The following is a 16,251-nucleotide window of genomic DNA, read 5'->3' on the forward strand; positions in this document are numbered from 1 at the left end:
GATGTTAATGCAAAGTATCAAACGCAATATGCCCTGACACTATCGTGGCCTTGACCACGCCCGGCAATTCATAACCCAGGAAAGGCGTGTGCTTGCCCTGGCTGGCGAGGGCTTTGGCTTCTACCTTCCAGCGTGTGGCAGGATCAAAGATGCAGATATCCGCTGCCTGGCCTACGGCGATTTGTCCGGCGGGCACACCTGCCACTTTGGCGGCATGCTGGCTGATTTTGGACAGGGCCAGCATCAGGCTGACGTCACCACGGCTGTCTTCTGCCCATTTCAGTGCCAGTGACAATAATAATTCCAGGCCGGTGGCACCGGGTGAGGCCTCAGCAAAGGGCAGCAATTTCTCATCATCATCGACCGGTGTATGGTCTGAGCATATCGCATCGATGGTGCCGTCTTTCAGTGCCGCAGAAATGGCATCGCGGTCACGCTGACTGCGTAAAGGTGGTGTCAGGCGGGCATTGGAATCGAAGTAACCAATGTCAGCATCAGTCAGATGCACATGATGAGCACCAACGTCGCAGGTCAGCGGCAAACCTTCTTTTTTGGCTTTGCGTATCAAATCCAGTCCAGCGGCGGAAGAGATGCGGCACAGATGTACTTTGGCGCCGGTGGCGCGCATGAGTTCAAACAGGGTATGCAGGGCAATCGTCTCGGCCATGACGGGCACACCAGACAAGCCCAGGCGCGAAGCCAAGGGGCCGCTGTGAGCAACGCCGCCCTTGCCTATGTAGGCATCTTGCGGACGCAGCCAGACGGTGAAACCAAAGGTGGCTGCGTAATCCAGCGCCCTTTGCAGGGTATTGGTATTGGCGATGGTTTCTTCGGCCTGAGAGAAACCTATGCAGCCTGCCGCTGTCAGCTCCACCATCTCGGTCAGGGATTCACCTTTCAAACCTATGGTCAGCGCACCCAGCGGATAAACGTGGGCCTTATTTTGCATGCGGGCTCTTTGCTTGAGCATTTCTACCAGGCCTGATTCATCCAGCACAGGGTCAGTATCTGGCGGGCACACCAGGCTGGTGACGCCGCCGCGCATGGCGGCTTGCAATTCAGATTCCAGCGTGGCCTTGTACTCAAAGCCGGGTTCGCGCAGGCGGGCGCTGAGGTCGACCAGGCCAGCGGTGACGATCAGGCCTGTGGCATCAATCGTTTTATTGGCGACAAAGTCGGCGGGAACCTGGCCCAGGGCAACGATTTTGCCTGCAGCAATAAACACGTCCTGCACTGCATCGCTAGCACTTGCCGGGTCAATCACGCGGCCATTTTTGATATGTATCTTCATATTCTCCTCATACCCCGCCGCTGTTGCCTGCAACGATGCTCATGACAGCCATGCGCACGGCGATACCAAAAGTCACTTGCGGCAGTATCACTGCCTGCGGGCCATCGGCCACGGCAGAATCAATTTCCACACCACGGTTCATGGGGCCGGGGTGCATGACGATGGCGTCTGGTTTTGCCAGCGCCAGGCGTTCTGGTGTCAGGCCATAGCTCTTGAAATATTCTTGTGCAGAAGGCAGCAAGGCGCCGCTCATGCGTTCATTTTGCAAGCGCAGCATGATGATGACATCGACGCCTTTGAGGCCTTCATCCATGTTGTTAAATACCCGCACACCCATTTGCTCAAGGCCACCGGGCAACAGGGTACGCGGGCCGATCACGCGCACTTCCGGCACACCCAGCATGGTTAATGCATGGATATCGGAACGGGCGACGCGGCTGTGCAAGACATCACCAACAATTGCTACTGTCAGATTGGTGAAGTCTTTTTTGTAGTGGCGTATGGTGTACATGTCCAGCAAACCCTGGGTTGGGTGAGCATGGCGGCCATCACCGGCATTTACCACATGCACATGATGCTGTTTGGTGTCGTTCAGATGCTTGGCGATCAGGAAAGGCGCACCTGAAGTGGCATGACGCACGACGAACATGTCGGCATGCATGGCTGCCAGATTGTCGATGGTGTCGAGCAAGGATTCACCCTTGCTGGTACTGGACGCAGCGATATTGAGATTGATGACATCTGCCGACAAACGCTTGGAGGCAATTTCAAACGTCGTACGCGTGCGGGTAGAGTTTTCAAAAAACAGATTGAAGACGCTTTTGCCACGCATCAGCGGCACTTTTTTGACTTCCCTGTCACTGACGCTGACGAAGGAAGATGCGGTATCGAGAATATGGTTGACGATGGCTTTCGGCAAGCCGTCTATCGTCAGCAAATGCTGGAGTTCGCCGTGTTTATTGAGCTGGGGATTATGCATGATCGACAGAGATGCTGAAAGTGCCGTCATCTGCACGTTGCAGATTGACAGAGACGGCGGGTTCAAATGAGGCGGTATGGGCGACAAAATCAGCAGCCACCGGCAATTCGCGGCCACCGCGATCTACCAGAGTAGCCAGCATGATGCGGGCCGGACGGCCATAATCAAATAATTCATTGATGGCGGCGCGAGTGGTTCGGCCTGTATATAACACATCATCTACCAAGATGATTTGTGCACCATCGACATCGAAAGGAATTTGCGTAGGTTTGACTTCGGCATGCAGGCCCTTGGCGGCATAGTCGTCGCGATAAAAAGATACATCGATGCGGCCCGCTTTATTCGGCAAGCCCAGGTCTTGCACCAGACGTTCGGCTATCCAGGCACCGCCTGAATAAATGCCAACGATAGCCAGCTTGTCTTGTGCCAGCGCATGTGGCCTGATTTGCTCCAGTAGCTGCTGATACAGCGCTTCTGCATCAAGCTGGGCAGCATTAGTGGTCATGGTAGTCATGGCGTTTCATCAAAATATTGTTGCAGAATGAGGGCCGCCGCGTCGTCATCAGTGAACTCGCCACGCGAGCCTGAGAGTACGGCAGAGGAATAGCGTTCATCGACCAGCACGGCAGGAAGGTTGAAGCGGCCATTGAGCTGATTGGCAAAGCGCTTGCAGCGCTGTGTCATTTCATTATCAGCACCATCGGGATGCATAGGCAAACCCACCACGCACAGCACAGGCTGCCATTTTTCTATGAGCTTGGTGATATCGGCAAATTTGCCGTCATTGGTAGGGGCGTGGATGATGCTGAGTGCTTCAGCCTGGCGTAAAAAGGTATTGCCAACGGCAACGCCTATGCGCTTTAAACCAAAATCAAAGGCGAGTACCGTACCTTCGCTTGCAGCCATCAGGCATGCCCCGCTTCGGCTGCCAGCATCAACGGGTCTATCCCTAGCAATTTAATGGCGGCGGCAAAACGTTCTTCCAGCGGCAAATCAAACAGGATGCGCGCGTCAGCAGCAACTGTCAGCCAGCCATTGGCCAGTATCTCCTGCTCCAGCTGACCAGCACCCCAGCCTGCATAACCAACGCTGATCAGGACTTGTTCAGGCCCATCACCGGCGGCCACGGCTTCCAGCACATCGCGTGAAGTGGTGAAGGCGATTTCATCGGTCACTTTTAATGAAGATGAATATTCACCCACAGGGGTATGCAGGACAAAGCCACGGTCATCCTGCACCGGCCCTCCAAAAATAACGGGCCGCTTGCCTATGGGATGAGAGTCAGGAATAATCTCCAGCTTCAAATCTATGCGGTCAAACAAGCCAGCCACGGTGAGCTCTATCGGCCGATTGATGACCATGCCCATGGCACCGCGAGGGCTGTGCTCGCACAAATAAATCACCGTGCCGCCAAAGACGGGGTCCATCATGGATGGCATTGCAATCAGGAAATGATTGGTTAAATTCAATTCCAAATTGTTATCGTCTTCGCTTTTCACCTGAAATTTATGTCTGGAAGTCATGGGGGCCGACTGTGTTGCATCGTCGTGCAGATTGGTATGTAGTGATTTTGTTTGCTTCGCCATGGTCACATTTTAGCATTTTTAGCGTGTATTTTCGATGTGTGCTAAGGTGCCACACTGCGTTTTGACCACACTATCCGACAGATCATGCAAGAAAATAAAGCTCATAAAGCCCACTACCCGCGCTCACTAGTCTGGTTTCGCCGTGACCTGCGTAATTTTGACCATGCCGCCCTGTACCATGCCCTGCGGCAAAGTGATGAGGTCTACTGCGCTTTTATCTTCGATAAAACAATATTAGACAATTTGCCAGAAAATGACAGGCGGCTGGCCTTTATTCATGAAAGTATTCTTGAACTGGATCAAGAATTACAGCAGATGGGCGGTGGCTTGCTGGTGCGTTATGACTATGCAGAAACAGCCATACCGCAACTGGTGGCCGAGCTTGGCGTTGATGCCGTATTTACCAATCATGATTACGAACCACAGGCTGCGACCCGTGATGAGTCCGTCAGGCAAGAATTATTAAAACGAAATTGTGCATTTCTGAGTTTTAAAGACCAGGTTATTTTTGAAAAGGCTGAAGTCTTGTCGCTGGCGAATGCGCCCTTCTCTGTCTTCACGCCCTACAAAAATGCCTGGCTGAAAAAATTCCATGCAGAAGGCAGCGACTTTTATTCGCGTTCTTACCCTATAGAAAAATATGCGCACAAGCTAAGCAGCATCTCAGCGCAAACCATACCAACGTTGTCAGAAATGGGCTTTGCGCAGGCCGCTGAACGCCGCATGCCTGTTGCCGCTGGCATGTCGGGTGCACGCACTTTGCTGGAAGACTTTGTGGGCCGTATGAAGCTATATGACCAGTCGCGTGATTTTCCGGCGGTCAAGGGGCCGTCGTATCTGTCAGTCCATTTGCGCTTTGGTACGATATCGATACGTCAACTGGTGCAGGAAGCCGTACGGCAAATGCGTATCTCGGCCAATCGCGGTGCAGAAATCTGGTTATCCGAACTGGTCTGGCGCGACTTTTATTTCATGATCTTGCATCACCACCCGCATGTGGCAGCCCGCTCCTTCAAACCAGATTACGATGCCATACAGTGGGAAACCGGCCCGCAAGCGGATGCCCACTTTGCCGCCTGGTGCGAAGGCCGCACCGGCTACCCCCTGGTCGATGCCGCCATGCTGCAACTGAACCAGACCGGCTACATGCACAACCGCCTGCGCATGGTCACTGCCTGCTTCCTCATCAAAGACCTGGGCATAGACTGGCGACGCGGCGAAGCCTATTTCGCCGAACACCTGAACGACTTCGACCTCTCCGCCAACAACGGCGGCTGGCAATGGGCATCCTCCTCCGGCTGCGACGCCCAACCTTACTTCCGCATCTTCAATCCCATCACACAGTCAGAAAAATTCGACGCCGAAGGCAAGTTCATCAAACGCTACCTGCCGCAACTGGCGAAACTGGACAAACGCAGCATTCATGCGCCCTGGAAAGCTGCGCTGCTATTGCTGGAGCAGGCTGGGGTCAGGATAGGCAAGGATTATCCATTTCCACTGGTTGAACATGACGTGGCGCGCAAGCAGACTTTGACGCGGTATGCGGTGGTGAAGAAGGTGGCTACGCATGATGAGGATGAGTGACGATTAAAGGTTTGATGAGCCGACGCTGTTAGCAATGTGTTGATGTGGTTTTGACGCTGGTTTTGACGCTGGTTTTGACGCTGGTTTTGACTTTGCTGTTGTTGTTGATTTTGAAGTTGCTTTTGACTTTTGCGGTTTCCCATGTGTAGACGCCATTTGTGCAGTACAGAAAATGGAAAGAGAAAGGCCGATGTTTGAGCGTAGCGAGTTTTCGGACTTTCCCATTTTTTGTACTGCACAAATGGGAACCCCGCAGGGGCGGCTACGCCTGGGTCGCCTTTTTGGCTTACCTTTTTGGCGAAGCAAAAAGGTAAGTAGCCGCCGGTCTACCACCGGCTGGCGATCTTAAATAACATGTGCTGGTATTCAAAAAATAGATGCCCACAACAAATAGCAATTCGAAATTAATTCAAGTAATAGTTTGCTACGAACGCCGCTGGATTCCTGCCTGCGCAGGAATGACGATATTTAGTTTACGGTGATTCAATCGATATGTATTAGCAGTCACATAAAAGCTAAAAACAAAACAAAAAAGCAGAGATCACTCTCTGCTTTTTTGACTACGTTAAATCTGCAGCCTAATTACACTATCACCGCCGCATCTTTACCCAGGAAGCCCATAATCGCCCCCAACAAATCATCCTCACGATACGGCTTACCAAAGTACTCATTAACACCGAGTTCTTTCGCATAGTTACGATGCTTATCCGCAGTACGCGAAGTAATCATGATGATAGGAATATGGCTGGTACGTGAATCACTGCGGACGTTACGGGTCAGATCGAAACCGTCCATGCGTGGCATTTCGATATCAACCAGCATGACGTCTGGTGTCACTGACTGCAACTGCTCCAGCGCATCAATACCGTCTTTTGCCAGGATGACCTGATAACCCTCACGTGTCAGCAAACGCTGGGTCACGCGGCGTACGGTCAAGGAATCATCAACGACCATGACGGTATGCTGGGTACGCAAGCCCTGTACTGGCTGTGCTTTGGTTTCAGCCACTTCCGTTGCTGCATGCAGGTTGGCGACTGCACCCATTTCAGGTGTAGCTTCTGCACCCAGTTGCTGCAGACGAGCATGTTCATGTTCCATACGCTGTGCCAGCGGCACAGGGTTCAGGATCAGAACGATTTCACCAGAACCGAGTACAGTCGCGCCGGCGATACCTGTCATACGTGCCAGTTGCGGGCCGATGTTTTTAACAACCACCTCGCGGTTACCCAGAACGTCATCGACGTGAATCGCAACACGCTCGCCACCGCTCTTCATGATCAGCAGCGGGCTGTATTGTTGTGTCATCGGTGTGGCATCGTCCTGGCCCAGCATGGAGGACAGATAGTACAAGGTCACACGCTGACCTTGCCACATGACTGCGCCTTCGTTGTAGGCATTGGCCAGGGCATTCGATTTCAGTTGCTGTACTTGCTCGACCAGAACAGAAGGTACGGCGAAGGTACGGCCCCCAGAACTCAGCAATACTACCTGCGTCACTGCCAGTGTCAAAGGCAGGCGAATAGTGAATTCAGCACCCTTGCCTTCATTGGTAGTTACTTCAACACGGCCACCCAAGGATGCAGCTTCGGAGCGGACCACGTCCATACCGACGCCACGACCAGCAAGTTCAGTGATTTCAGTCGCAGTCGAGAAGCCGGGTTCGAAAATCATGTTGGCTGTTTCCAGCTCGCCAGGATTATCTTCATTGGAAATCAAGCCGACGGACAGCGCTTTTTCGCGGATGCGGGTCAGGTTCAGACCCTGACCATCATCGCTGAAGCGGATCACAACTTCATTACCTTCCTGACGAATCTCGATCAGCAATTCACCGGTTTCTTCTTTGCCATGGTTACGCCTGTTTTCACGGCTTTCAATACCGTGGACAATCGCATTACGCAGCAAGTGTTCGAAAGGACCGGCCATTTTTTCCAGAACGCCCCTATCCATCTCTACCGTTGCACCGCGGATATCCAGGTTGACGCGTTTATCGACTTCTTTAGAAGTCTGGCGTGTCACGCGATACAGACGCTCGGAAATGCTGGCGAAAGGAATCATACGCACGCGCATCAAATCCTGTTGCAAGTCACGTGTCAAACGCGCTTGTACCAGCAAGTCATTGGTTGCGCCGTCGATAGTACGCGTCAAGTTGGTTTGTACGGTGGCCACGTCGCTCACGCTTTCGGCCATCATGCGTGTCAGTTCTTGCAGGCGGGTGAAGCGGTCAAACTCGAGCGGATCAAATTCACGGTCTCCCGAGAGTGCCATACGTGAAGTGATCTGGGTTTCTGCCTGGATTTCAACTTCACGCAACTGGTCACGCAGACGGTTGACGTTCTCTGTCAACTCGCTGAGGGACGAGCGCAAGGTGCTGACTTCATTTTCCAGACGTGAACGCGAGATGGAAACTTCACCAGCCTGGTTGACCAGGCGGTCAAGAATATCTGCACGTACGCGCACCAGCGTCGCTGGCGTATTCGCGGCTACCGCTACTGGTGCGGCTGCTGCCCTGGCCGGTATGGCACGGGTCATGAGCGGCACGACAGGCGTCAGGTTGACCAGTTCATTGATGACAACCGGCGCATCGGTATTGGTCGCGGCCATTTGCTCCTGGAACTGATCCAGTTCCTGAGCAGCAGTCAGAGGTGCATCAGCTTGTACCGGTGTTGCATGTGCCTCCGGATGCAACAGACGGTCGAACATATGCATGCTGTGGTCGTGACGTGCCAGCAAATCATCCAGCAGGGAGACACGCACTGCACTACCACCATGCATCAGTGTTTCGATGCGTGATTCCATGTCATGGATGTGCTGACCCAGGCCCATGGCACCGGCCATACGTGCACTACCTTTGATGGTATGCATGATACGGGCGATGGCTTGTGGTGCTGCCATGTCGTCTGGTTTTTCTTGCCAGGTGCGCAGCAACTGACCAACCATAGGCAGCAAGTCATTACCTTCTTCTATGAAGACTGGCAACAAATCCATATCCAGATCATCACGGATCTGTACAGTGCCGTCACTGGCTGGAGCAACATATTCAGGCGCAGCCTGAACAGCCGGCGTAAAGCTTGACGGTGCTACTGACACTGCCGGGATGGCCACTGCTTCGACTACTTCTGGCTCGGCAACAGGCTCAGGCACTGCTACAGGTGCAGGTTCAACGACAGGAGCAAGCTCCGCATGCGTTTCCACCGGATGGATATCATCCATGGCGTCAAGCATGATGGAACCGATGCGGTCAGTAATAGTTTCTGCCGGTGCTTCTGGCTCTGGCAAGGCCGCGGCGATGACAATTTCTGCTTCCAGCGGAGTTTCAACAGCCAGCTCTTCTGCAGTCAATTCCTCTGGCAATTCTTCATCAAGAACAGGCAAGGCTTCCAGTACTTCTGCTTGATCCAGATTGAACTCTGGCTCAGCCAGTGTTTCGGTAACGACTGGTATGTCTGCGGTAATTTCTTCAGGCGCATCGAGCGCATCAAGCGTATCAGGCACCTCTGCCGTCAACAATTCTGTAGCAGCCAGATCTACCGATGACAACTCTTCTGACAGGGATATCGGATCGAGTTTTTCATTGGTGGAAGTGATGAATTCTTCATCTGCACCGGCGTTGGAACGCTCAATGACGACTTGCAACAAATGTTCAAGCTGACGTATTTCTTCTGGTGCGGATGCTGCCATTTCTGACAAGGCAAACTTTTGCAGCATGCGTTTGGCAGAGTCCAGCGAACGGTCCAGCACGTCGTATTCTGATTCCAGCAATACGACAGGATGACGCTCCAGTCTTTGCAAGACAAACTCCAGGCTATGCGCCAGTTCTTGCAAAGGTTTGAGGCCGACAGTTGCGGAGCTGCCTGCCAGAGAATGGCTGGCATGGATCGCATGTGTAGAAACATGACGGTGCGGCTCATGTCTCCATTCAGCAAAGTCTTGCACCAGGAAACGGACGATTTCATCTGTCTCTGCCATGTAGATGGAATACAAAGGCAGGCTGATTTCTATATCGCCAATGCGCTTGATATTGTCGTCCACACTAGGCGCGGGTACAGACAGATCAGGGAAGTCGATGATTTTTGCCGTAGCAATTTCAGCGACCTGGGCGACAGGGGCAACTTCAGGTTCTTTGATGGCTTCTGCTTCAGGCTCATCGCTGGCAATGCTCAGTTCAGGCAACAGGCTCTCAGCAGATGCAGTGACGGAATCTGCCAGCTCCAGGACTTCTGGTTCTGGCACAGGTGTAGCTGCAACTGGCAAGTCGCTCGCCGCTATTGCTATGACTTCTGACAATTCCAGTGAAGGCACATCTGCCACAGTTTCAGACAACAATTCGAGATGAGTGTCTTCTGCTGGCGTTAACTGCTCGGTTGCGTGCGCTGACACGTGCTCAACTACATGTTCCGCAGCCGGTTCTGCTACTTCGGCTACCAGAATTTCTTCCGGCACAGCTTCCAGTGGCAATTCAGCCACCAGTTCTTCAACATCAGGAACCGGCATATCTTCTGCCGCGACTGCCACTTCCAGTGCACGATCAAGAGACAGTATATCTTCTGGCAAACCGGCTTCCGCAGCTTGCGCAGGAGTATCGAGCGTCAACTCAGGCAAGCTGGCAAATGCTGGAATCTCTGTCGCATTAATCTCGACAACGGCTGGATGCTCAACATGCTCAGTTGCTACATTGATCTCTGGTACTAGCTCTGGTACTGAAGGCACCGATGACACTTCTGCCGCAGTCGGTTCAGCATCGACCAGTTCTACCGGTGTGAATTCAAATGCATCAAGCTCGAAAGTTGAAGGCTGGGTTGCTGGCGCAGCGGTCACTTCTTCCACGGCCGGTGCTGCCACTAATTCAGTTTCTGCGACCTCGACAACTTCGGCAGCTTCGGCAATTTCGGTAACTTCAGGCAGGACAGCAGCCTGAATTTCTTCAACAACTGGAGTAGCAACGACTGGTTCTGGCTCAACAGCCGGTGCGGCGACCACTTCAGGAATATCCTGATAATCCTCGCCTGCCTTGACACGTTCAGCTGCAGCGATGATAGCTTTGCCAGTGCGTGCAGAGACACCGTTTTGTTTCAGCTCGCTTACCCACTCAACCATTTCACGCGCAGTGCGGTCCAGCAGAGCATACAGGTTATCATCGCCACTACGTGAGTCAGACAGCCACAGATTCATGACCTGCTCTATGCTCCACGCTGCTTCGCCAAATACCATCAGGCCAACCATGCGGCCACTGCCTTTGAGGGTATGGAAGGAACGGCGCAAGCTGGTCAGGTATTCCTGGTTGTTGGTATCTTTTCTCGACAGCGGCAAGGTAGTCTGGACATACTCCAGCACCTCATCGGCTTCCATAAGGAAGATTTCCAGCAATTCAGCATCAATCGCATCATCACCTTCAGGAATATCCTGCGCCGGTGCGGCAGCGACGGTGGTTTCAACTGGCGGTGTCGTCACTATTTCCTGGAAGGCACCAGAGCCACTTGTCGCATCGGTTGCGGCCAGCAGGGCAATGGCAGACTTCGCACGTTCCGAAGCCGCAGTATCGTCCAGCAAGATCGCCACGGAACGCTCGGACTCCAGCGAACTTTTCAGTTGTGCCTGGAGACCTGCGTCTTCTGGCGCAGCGGCCAGAGATGCTGCCAGACGGGCAGATTCTTGTTGCTGCTGAGCCAGTTCCTGCTCGGCTGTTTGCAAGATGGCGACTTTAGGTTCCTGGCCATGAGCTTCATCGCCAGGCAAATGAATGTCTGCGCTAGGCAACAATTCTTTGCTTGCTTGGGCTTCCAGTAAATTGGAACGGAACAGGCCAGCTTCTTTGTCGAAACTGAATTTCTTTTTCGCGGTATCAGGCTGAGAATGCAAGGTCTCGATGAAGAAAGACAATGCACCTATGTTTTGCGCCACATTTTCATGAGAGGCAGCCTGCGCAACCGGATCAATCGCATCTTCTTCTTTGAAGCTGCTGATCATCTGACGTGTATGCTCAACTGCGGCCATGGCGTCATCCTGATCAAGCATGGCCAGAGCGCCACCGATCTGGTGCAGATTGCCGTCGATAGGTTTCAGCGTTTCTTTGTCAGCAGGATTGCGGAAATACTCATCCAGCACTTTTTCTATATGACGCAGACTGGACTGCATTTCAGCAACCAGCACACCCATGGTCTGACGTTGTTGCGCTTCGCGGGAAATTTCACCCATCCAGCTGGCCTGGGTTTGTGGGGTTTCACCAGAAACTACGGACAGCAAACGGGTCGTGATTTCTTCAGCGCGTTCAGCAAAATTGGCTGGCAGGCGTGTGACGTGATCCAGTGCATGTTCAACAAACAGCAGGCTGGTAGCCAACTCTATGCCAAGCTTGCTGCCATCTGGCGAATGCGCGACACTGCGGGCAATGCCGTTCAGTTCACGCAAGAGTTTTGCCAGTGCTGGCGCATTCAGACCTGCGCCGGTATCGGCGAGGTCGGTCATTTTTTGGGAGAATTTTTCTGCCAGGCCAGTTTCGCCGTTGGCTATCCTGCCCCAGAGGTTTTTGACTGCGGACAATTGTTCTTTTGCCGCTGTCAGTGCACCTGCCGTGATCTGACCATAATTCTTTTTGTCGTAATCGACAGGCACTTTGTCATCAAGCTGGTAAGCCTTGCGTACCCGGGTGACAAAAGGAGAAGGGTTTTCAACCTGGGCCAGGAAAAACAGGGCGTCGCGCAACAGGCGCTCAGGGATGGTGCTGACACCTTCTACCAGGCGACGGATTTGCAGATTAATGCGGCCAAATATCTGTTTGACATATTGCTGGTTGTCGATAGCACCATGACCTACGGCTTCAACAAAAGCACGCATGACGACCCAGAAAGCCTTGGCTTGTGAGTTGGTCTGACCATTTTCGATTTCCGCAATCATGTCATGCATGGATTGCGTTGCAGCGCGTTGCTGTTCTTTGTCCTTGCTGGTCAATACTGTCAGCAAGAGCTTTTCAAAACGCTGGCGCAAGCCGGTATAACTGATCGCCACAGCCTTGCTGCTGACAGCCAGTTCAGGTATCTGTTCTTTGGCGGACAGGGATGGGAAAAACAAGTCAGCCGGATGTATTCTCTCGGCACCCTTGAGTTCGAGCAGGGCGCGGTAGTACGGGAACAGGCGGACTGGCTGGTGCAGTGAACCAGACAACAAATCTTCCAGATAGCGCAAGACCGCATGGAAGGCATCGACGATGACTTCCACATTTGCCTGAGTCATCTCAAGCTGGCCGCCTTGCAGGCGTTCGAGTAATTCTTCTATGGTTTCTGTAACGATGGATACACCATCGATATCAACGATCTGCAAGGCACCATGGGCCTGGTGCAGATAGCTTTTTGCATGCAATAAAGAGGTAGGGCGGGTTTCAGTGTCCTGGCCAAGTGCTTCCGTCAGCATCTTGCCAGCATTCGTGATTGCTTCCCGCACTTCTCCCATCACCCAGGATAGCGGCCCGATGTCGAACTGCTCCTGTGGAAGATCTGGCGATTTTGAAAAATCGGATGTCATGCGTACTCCGCAAACTCAAGGGCAATGGACCGCAGTCCATTGCCGTGCAAATATGATAGGGTTGCAGCTAGTGGACTGTAACAGTGAAAACTCGAGTGAAGGACATGTGCCCGGCGAACCAGGGTCAGGCCAGACTTCCAAGCATACTCAGCGATAGCCTGGCTACCGCGAGTATGTGCAACGCCACCCTGGTCGGCGCGCACTTGGCAGACACTTCGTTTTTCACTTTTAAGGTCCACTCTCACAACCGGGGCGTGAAAATCAGGCAGCAACCCGGAACCGTGACACAGAGTTCTTGAGTTCTTCCGCAAGCATGGACAATTCTTTAATGGAAACCGCAGTTTGCTGCGTACCATGCTGCGTTTGCTCGGTGATGGTCAAAATGTGTTGAATATTTTGTGCAACGCCGTTAGCTGAGGTAGCTTGTTGTTCCGTCGCCAGCGAGATACCTTGAATCAGTTCCGCGAGACGGTTCGAAACGCTACGGATTTCAGACAGCGCCGTACCGGCCGCATCTGACAGTTTTGCTCCCTCAACCACACCCTGAGTGGATTTTTCCATCGCAGCAACCGCGTCATGGGTATCCGTTTGAATCGTACGAACCAGCGCACCAATCTGCTTGGTCGCTTCAGCTGAACGTTCCGCCAGACGCTGAACCTCTTCCGCAACCACCGAGAAGCCTCGACCCGCTTCACCCGCAGACGCTGCCTGAATCGCCGCATTCAGCGCCAGTACGTTGGTTTGTTCGGTAATGTCGGAAATCAGTTCAGTGATCTCACCAATCTCTTGTGAAGATTCACCCAGACGTTTAATACGCTTGGAAGTTTCCTGGATTTGTTCGCGAATCTCGTTCATACCCTTGATGGCGTTTTCCACCGCATGGGCACCTTGCTCCGCCGCAGCAACCGACTGACGCGCAACCAGCGCTGATTCATTCGCAGAGCGGGAAACGTCAGTAATCTCAGCCGCCATCGTCAGAACCACCTGACCGGCATCAGAAATCTCGCGCGACTGTTGTTCAGACGCTGTCAACAAATCGCTGGAAATATTCTGCGCCTGTGTTGATGCTGAAGTAACCTGTTCAGCTGTTGCCGTAACACGACCTACCAGACCGCGCAATTCTTCCACCGTGTAGTTAACCGAGTCGGCAATCGCGCCCGTGATATCTTCAGAAACCGTCGCTTGCACAGTCAAGTCACCATCCGCAACCTCTTGCAATTCGTTCATCAGTCGCAAAATCGCAGCCTGATTCTGATCGTTCGCGGCTTTCGCTTCTTCTTCCTGTTTCTGCGCTTGCATCATTTGTGCCGCAGCTTCAAGACGACGATCATTCGCTTCTTTAGCGCGGTTACGGCTTTCCTGCAACTGAACGAAACCCACGCCTACCGCAGCCAGCAACGCGAAGAAGGCAGAGCCCAGCATGGCATAGAAGTAGATACTGGTACCATCCTGCTCAGCCGTGTAAGTTTTCTGCAATTTGGACAGTTTGTTTTTGAGATCTTCGTTCTCGTTAAACACCAGCTGTTCAGATTGTTTTGCAGCGATAAAGTTTTGCAGATTGCCCAGAATGCTGGAAACCCATACCTGGTATTCAGAGAAGGTTTTTTGCAGTTCAGTGAGTTTGTCGCGTGTATCAGCATCCTTGGTCGCTGTCAGGCGCAATACATCACTGCCCTTCAGGAAACCATCGACCAGATCGCGGAAAGTATTGGTATCCTTACCCAGCAAGAACGCCGTTTCAGGATTAACACCCTCAGAAGTCAGGAATTCATTCGCACTACGACCCAGACGCTGGGTCAACATGACCAGCTGACCGGCAGCATTAATTTCACGCGCTGAACCGCCGCCCTGTACTTTCAGGGTAGAGATTTGCTCCGTCAATTCCAGCAGGATTGGGGACAGGGCATTCATTTTTTGCAGAGTCTGACCGAAACCCGTCAATTCTTTTTGACGGTTCAAGATCGTTTCCGCAGCCTTGTTGGAGTTGTTCCAGGCTTTTTGCGCTTCTTTGACGACAGGTTCCAGCGACGAGTCAGCGCGTTTGACTGAACGGCCCTGGTATGGACCACCACTCAGCAGAACACTCAGATCGGCATTCAATTCACCACGGCTGTCTTTGAGCTGTTTAAACGCCTCAACGTTACCCTGAATCGCATTCGGTGCCGCTTTACCAATACGCTGCGAGTGCATCAGCGCCTCACCGGCGACCTGCGCCTGTGTGGACAGCAGCGTTGATTGCTCAGAGTTCAGATATACCGAGATACCACCCACCAACAGGAAGAATCCCATGGTGTAGAGCAAGAAGTTGGTTTGACGACGAACTGACATGCCGCCAATAATAGGCAGGCGCATGCCGCTGCCTTTTTCCAGAGGGTCACCGATAAAGGTGGCGTCGCCATACGACTCTACTTTAGTAGCGGTTTCTGCCACCGCAGGCGTGGCAGCAGCTGCCTCCTGCTCTGGAGTCAGCATTTTGACGTTGCTTGCTTCTTCAACTTCAATCGAATCAGCATTCCCGAACGACCTTGCCGCAACTTCTGCTCCGTCAATTTCCGGATTTTCTTTATCTTTGGACAAGAACGGTAGATTAAATGCCATTACTAAGTCTCCTAAACGATTGAAAAGCTGTCGGTATTGCTACAGTGCACATACCGACTTAAATACCTATTTGCAAAAAATCCTGGTCTTGTACCAATGTGGCCAGACTAAGCTCAAACCAGATGTTGCCATCCTTATCCCTGTACTTTTTCCTCAACCAGGCTTTGCTTTCAAACTGATTGTCTTCAAAAGGGATTTCTTCCATTTCTGAAACCGTACGCAAACCCAGAACCTGGGATACCAGCAAACCGCTGTTGAATGCCATGCCGGGAGCAAAAGCAACAATCCGGCACTGGGTATCAAGCTTGGTATTATCCATGCCCTGGAAACGCGGCAAATCGACGACGCCAGTCAAATTACCACGGATATTGGATAGCCCTATATACCAGTCGCGTGTCAAAGGCACCCGTGTCAGGGTACCCGCAGTGACGATCTCTCCGGATTCTCGCAAATCCAGGAGATAACGTCGCTGTCCTATCATAATGCCCAGCTGGCTGAGTTTCGTATAGCCGCCACGCTGGGCAGCTTGCATGCGTTCAACCAGCTGCGCCTGAAATTCACGCAAACGGGTACGTCGCACGCCCTTTTCAGGTTTGACAACGTCCAGATTTGCTGCAGCAGTTTCACGCACAGTCTGATTCATGAGGCAATCCGAAGATATCTTATTGTTGATGCAAGAATTAATACTTTAATACTTG

9 protein-coding genes are annotated in these 16,251 nt (G+C 52.5%); 1 reads left to right on the forward strand and 8 read right to left on the reverse strand.

Annotation, left to right across the window (positions count from 1 at the left end):
* Window positions 1-4 precede the first annotated feature (4 nt).
* The 5 genes from ACO0LL_RS03535 to ACO0LL_RS03555 are packed head-to-tail and all read right to left on the reverse strand — an operon-like array spanning window position 5 to window position 3,793.
* Window positions 5-1,291, reverse strand: coding sequence for a dihydroorotase (locus tag ACO0LL_RS03535; RefSeq protein WP_422949512.1), 1,287 nt, complete (start codon window positions 1,289-1,291; stop codon window positions 5-7).
* Window positions 1,292-1,298: 7 nt separating this feature from the next.
* Entirely contained in the window at window positions 1,299-2,270 is a 972-nt protein-coding gene (locus ACO0LL_RS03540) for an aspartate carbamoyltransferase catalytic subunit (protein ID WP_422949513.1), read from the reverse strand.
* Window positions 2,263-2,775, reverse strand: a complete 513-nt coding sequence (gene pyrR, locus ACO0LL_RS03545; RefSeq protein WP_186953069.1) for a bifunctional pyr operon transcriptional regulator/uracil phosphoribosyltransferase PyrR — start codon at window positions 2,773-2,775, stop codon at window positions 2,263-2,265. The genes ACO0LL_RS03540 and pyrR overlap by 8 nt, the downstream gene beginning before the upstream one ends.
* Window positions 2,776-2,780: 5 nt before the next feature.
* Window positions 2,781-3,176 (reverse strand): Holliday junction resolvase RuvX, encoded by a 396-nt coding sequence (gene ruvX / locus ACO0LL_RS03550; RefSeq protein WP_422949514.1) that lies wholly within the window; start codon window positions 3,174-3,176, stop codon window positions 2,781-2,783.
* Window positions 3,176-3,793 carry a YqgE/AlgH family protein gene (locus ACO0LL_RS03555; RefSeq protein WP_422949683.1) on the reverse strand — a complete coding sequence of 206 codons (618 nt, stop codon included), beginning with the start codon at window positions 3,791-3,793 and terminating at the stop codon, window positions 3,176-3,178. The genes ruvX and ACO0LL_RS03555 overlap by 1 nt, the downstream gene beginning before the upstream one ends.
* Before the next feature lie 147 nt (window positions 3,794-3,940).
* On the opposite strand from ACO0LL_RS03555, the gene ACO0LL_RS03560 reads away from it, so the two are divergent.
* Window positions 3,941-5,440 (forward strand): cryptochrome/photolyase family protein, encoded by a 1,500-nt coding sequence (locus tag ACO0LL_RS03560; protein WP_422949515.1) that lies wholly within the window; start codon window positions 3,941-3,943, stop codon window positions 5,438-5,440.
* 582 nt (window positions 5,441-6,022) lie between these two features.
* On the opposite strand, the gene ACO0LL_RS03565 is transcribed toward ACO0LL_RS03560, so the two are convergent.
* The 3 genes from ACO0LL_RS03565 to ACO0LL_RS03575 all read right to left on the reverse strand — a co-directional run bounded on the left by ACO0LL_RS03565 (window position 6,023) and on the right by ACO0LL_RS03575 (window position 16,196).
* Window positions 6,023-12,955 (reverse strand): Hpt domain-containing protein, encoded by a 6,933-nt coding sequence (locus tag ACO0LL_RS03565; RefSeq protein ID WP_422949516.1) that lies wholly within the window; start codon window positions 12,953-12,955, stop codon window positions 6,023-6,025.
* 261 nt (window positions 12,956-13,216) lie between these two features.
* Complete coding sequence (locus ACO0LL_RS03570) at window positions 13,217-15,553, reverse strand: methyl-accepting chemotaxis protein (protein WP_422949517.1); 2,337 nt, start codon at window positions 15,551-15,553, stop codon at window positions 13,217-13,219.
* 58 nt (window positions 15,554-15,611) lie between these two features.
* On the reverse strand, window positions 15,612-16,196 hold the full coding sequence (locus tag ACO0LL_RS03575; RefSeq protein WP_422949518.1) for a chemotaxis protein CheW: 585 nt from the start codon (window positions 16,194-16,196) through the stop codon (window positions 15,612-15,614).
* Between the last annotated feature and the right edge of the window lie 55 nt (window positions 16,197-16,251).

This window comes from Undibacterium sp. TC4M20W (assembly GCF_049340245.1).
Taxonomy (GTDB): Bacteria; Pseudomonadota; Gammaproteobacteria; order Burkholderiales; family Burkholderiaceae_D; genus Undibacterium.